2 protein-coding genes are annotated in these 4,394 nt (G+C 41.9%); both read right to left on the bottom strand.

Annotated elements, in window-relative coordinates:
• A partial coding sequence (locus ACE1CM_RS39550) for a tetratricopeptide repeat protein (protein ID WP_374884492.1) occupies positions 1–2,737 on the bottom strand: 2,737 nt, incomplete at its 3' end.
• 163 nt (positions 2,738–2,900) lie between these two features.
• Positions 2,901–3,959 (bottom strand): calcium-binding protein, encoded by a 1,059-nt coding sequence (locus ACE1CM_RS39545; RefSeq protein WP_374884491.1) that lies wholly within the window; start codon positions 3,957–3,959, stop codon positions 2,901–2,903.
• Positions 3,960–4,394 lie beyond the last annotated feature (435 nt).

Below are 4,394 nucleotides of genomic sequence, written 5' to 3'. Positions count from 1 at the left end.
TTTCGTTGGCTGCTAATTTGGGAAGCTCAATAGGTAGGCAACCTTGGGGATAACGACTCCACATTAACTGACAAATCATTGACCCATAAATTTGCTGCAACGGTCGGTCATCCAAGGCTTGATAGCCCAGATAAAAAGGCTTTAACTTACCTACTGCCTCAGCTGCCTTTGCTCGCTCTTGGGGATTAGCAGCTTTATAGTAATTAGCTAATTTGTGTAAATGTTGCTGATAATGATTTCGCCTGAGTTGGATTTCGTCAAAACTGGAATAGATAGGCGGCAGCTGACCGATCAATATCCCAAATCTAGCGCCAGCACAGTCGGGTTGGATTGTTAAGGCTTGCTCGTATGCCTGTACGGCTTCCTCTAACTTACCTTGCTCCCTGAGGGCATTTCCCAAGTTGTTATAAACCTCAGCACCAGGTTGGATTGTTACGGCTTGCTGGTATGCTTGTACGGCTTCCTCTAACTTACCCTGCTCCTTGAGGGCATTTCCCACGTTGTTGTATGCTACAACAGCTATCAGGGGATTTGGATGAAGGTTTAAAACTTTTTGGTAAGCTTCAATAGCCTCGTCTAATCTATTTTGCGCTTGCAATAAGTCTGCTAATGAGACTTGAGCGAGCAGATGATTGGGCTGAATTTGTAATACCTCTTTGTATAGAGATTCAGCTTCATACAATTTACCTAAGTCATGTTTCTCAACAGCTTTGTTAATCAGAGATTGCACCGATGATTCCAAAACGTCCGGCTGCGATTGATTGACTATGGATTTTTTCCCAACTGTATCCAAAATAAAATCCTCCAGGGATCTGATTGGTTTTAAGTCGTAATATAACTTATATTTATTCTCAGCGACTTGCCGGGAAATTTGTTGACGATATTGAGCATCTTGCCCCAAACGAACTGCCATCTGCACATACTCATCTTTCGTCGTAGCAATCGTCTCTTCTATGCCCATCATTTTGAGTATAGCCATAGTATGCCGTCCTCGCATCAAGTCTCCCGGCAAGGTGACGACAGGTATGTTGTGAGCGATCGCTTCCAATGTAGAATTGCATCCAGACCAACCAATGCTATCCAGGAACACATCTGAGATCGCTGTAGCCCCTGCAAACATACTAGAATCTAAGCGAGGCAAAAAGATGCAGTACTCTTGATAATTGAGTCCGAATGCCTCAAAAGCACGGCTTAAGCGTTGGCGAAAGAGATCCGTCACAGATTCGCTTTTGTCATATTGAATAAATACAAACTTGCAACTACCTAAATCTTTGGCAATTCGCGGAAAGACATCATCATGTTCAGGTAAATACTTGAATAAGGATTGACAGCAACAGAACATTAATTCGTCATTTTTGATGCCTATTTCTTCCTTGTTTATGACTTGAGGTCGAATTGCTAAAGGCCTGTAATAAATCGACAAATTGGGCAATTTTACTAACTTTTCTGTATATTGTTCTTGAGCATTTTCTGGTTCCATTAATTCACTGCTCAAGTAATAGTCAATCGTTGGTAGCCCACTGGTGTTAGGTTGTCCCCAAGAGGTAATTTGAATCGGAGCCAGTCTTAAGCAACCCAACTTAACTGTCATCGGGTCCATTCCGAATTCGGGAAAAATCAGAATGTGTAACTTGTCTTTTTGAATTAATTCACACCATTGTTCAAGCAGCAGTGAACCTTGGGTAAATTTGTCAAATACTTTCGTTGATCTGACAGTTTCTTGATCTTGTTTTGTGTCAGTGTAATACCCAAATAATTCAAACTCACTTTTCTGTAAATTTTCAACCCAACCCTTAATAGGAATTTTCCAATTAGAATGATTGTAAAAAAAACCAGAAACAAAACCGATGCGAATTTTTTCGTTTTCTTTTAAATCTGGCAGAGCAATAGGCTGGGTCCATTGGGGATAGCGACTCGCCATTAACTGACAAATCATTGACCCATAAATCTGCTGCAATTCTCGGTCATTTAAGCACTGATATGCCAGATAAAAAGGCTGTAATGAACCTACAGCATCCGCTGCCTTCTCTAGCTCTTTGGGATTAGCTAGTTTATAGTGTTCAGCTAATTGTTGTAAGTGTTGTTGATAATTATTTCGCTTGAGGCTTATTTCTGTCAAATTTGAATAGATAATTGGCAACTGAGCGATGACAATTCCAAATTTGGCTGGAGCAAATTCAGGATTAAGCCTTAAAGCATGATGATATGACTCTACAGCTGCCTCTAGGTTGCCCTGTTCGTAGAGTGTATTGCCCAAGTTTTTATGAACTTGAATCCAATCTGGTTTGATTCTCAAAGTTTGCCGGAACGACTCTATAGCTGCATCTAATTTGCCCTGTAGTTTGAGTGCATTTCCCAGATTGTTATGAGCCTCAGCATAATCAGGTTTTAGCTTTAAGGCTTGTTCGTAGTAATCTACGGCTGCGTCTAACTTTCCTTGTTGCAAGAATATATTTCCCTTGTAATGAGATAAAGCATAATTAGGTTGAATTTTTAAGGCTGACTGGTATGATTTTAAAGCTGCTTCTAACTTACCCTGTTGCCACAAGATATTTCCCAGGTTGTTATGAGCCTGAACATAATATAACTTTCCTGGTTCCCCTACACATTCCGGTTGAATTTCTAATACCTGTTTGTATAATGATTCAGCTTCATCCCATTCACCTGACTGATGCTTCTGCAACGCGATTTGGATGAGATATTTAACGTTATATTCTGAAATGTTTTCCATATTCATGGATCTATGATAATTTATTTCCGGGGGGTTATGTCAAGGCAATTACCATTAGCAATGCCAGCCCTCTGAAGGCGCAAAATCATTTTTATTTACCGAGGTCTGTACAGATGACCTTAATATTAACCCCCGCCAGGGAGGCAGAATGTCAAGTATTGAAAATTCCTTAGGCAATCTTAAACGAGGGCGAAGCCAAAATCGAATTAATATTAACACCTGAGAAAACCGCAATTAGATCTTTATTAAAGAAAATCAAACCACTGCCGCTGGTATTGTTGCCAAAACTATAGCCATCCAGATTGATACCATTAATCTGAATCAGGTCTTGGTTAAGTTTAAAATCTCTAATCAGAGCGAAATCATTATCACTAAAGCCCTGATAAAAGACGTTATTAGTATTTCCCAGAACGAAGGTATCTACACCACCGCCACCCGTTAAGATATCAAGTTCGCCTGTTCCCGTACTCGCAACCCCGATGATTTCGTCATCACCTTCGCCACCATAGATTGTGTCATTGCCACTATTCCCTATGAGTTTATCATTGCCATCTTCGCCGAAGATTAAGTCGTTGTTTTGACCGCCATCAATTTCGTCATTGCCGCTGGGGGAACCATCGTTGCTGCCCCCGAAAAGGATATCATTGCCAGTTCCGCCCGACAGTTTATCGTTACCTGCTTGTCCAAAAAGCAAATCATTATCACTACTCCCATCCATTTCATCCGCACCGCTACCGCCAAACAGCAAGTCATTCCCAGCGCCGCCACCGAGAAAGTCATCGCCGCTGCCGCCCTCTAGGCGCTGATTCCCACGGTTGCCAATCACCTGGTCATTCCCATTGCCACCATATAGCTGATCGTTGCCAAAGCCAGACGCGAGAAAGTCGTCGCCATCTCCCCCATAGAGGATATCGTCGCCATCACCCCCAATCAGCTGATCGTTCCCGGCCTCACCATAGAGGACATCGTTGCCGTTACCTCCGTTGAGAATGTCATCGCCGCCGCCGCCATAGAGGGTATCATTGCCATCTTCCCCAAACAGCAGGTCATTGCCAATGGCATCGGGCGCACCATCACCATACAGGATATCGTTGCCGATGCCACCCTTAATCACATCTTGCCCACCGAGGCCCTCTAAGGTATCGTCGCCTTCCTCGCCAAAGATAAAGTCATCTTCTGGTAAGCCTACAATCCTATTCGCTGTAGCGTCTCCTGGTAGGAAAGCCATATATTTTATCTCCTAAATTATAAATTTTGCTCAAGATGTTTTTAATCTAGCTGGGATAATCAGAGCTTTGTTGCCATTTTGGCAGATTTAACTTGATGAATCCGAAAGTTTTAATCCCATGATTTTCCCTGGTTTTTTTTCACGACAAAACCCCTGGATTCATTAGATATAATGAATCAAGTTCACTCTAGGCGTTGGCCTTAGGGATTTGATAGTTTGGTTTTCTCAAGACAAAGAATTCGGCTGAAAGCATTTCGCTGACAGCTAAAAAAGCTGTCAGCGAAATTTATAAAAGCAGGTTGTTCTCAAGTTTTAAACTCGTCATTGAAAAAGTTAATTCCCTGTACAAACAACCTATTGACAAAATGTTGGATAAATCAAATTAGCCGACCGCAGCAATTGATTTGCTGAAGGACTCAGAGCTGTAATTTGTGG

The sequence above is a fragment of the Microseira sp. BLCC-F43 genome (assembly GCF_041929235.1).
Lineage (GTDB): Bacteria > Cyanobacteriota > Cyanobacteriia > Cyanobacteriales > Aerosakkonemataceae > Microseira.
Note: the sequence above shows the minus strand (reverse complement) of the source record. Positions and strands in the feature narration are given on the sequence as shown.

Coding starts and splice junctions, on each gene's coding strand:
- ACE1CM_RS39545 (WP_374884491.1), bottom strand. CDS start 3,959: ATGGCTTTCCTACCAGGAGACGCTACAGCGAATAGGATTGTAGGCTTA.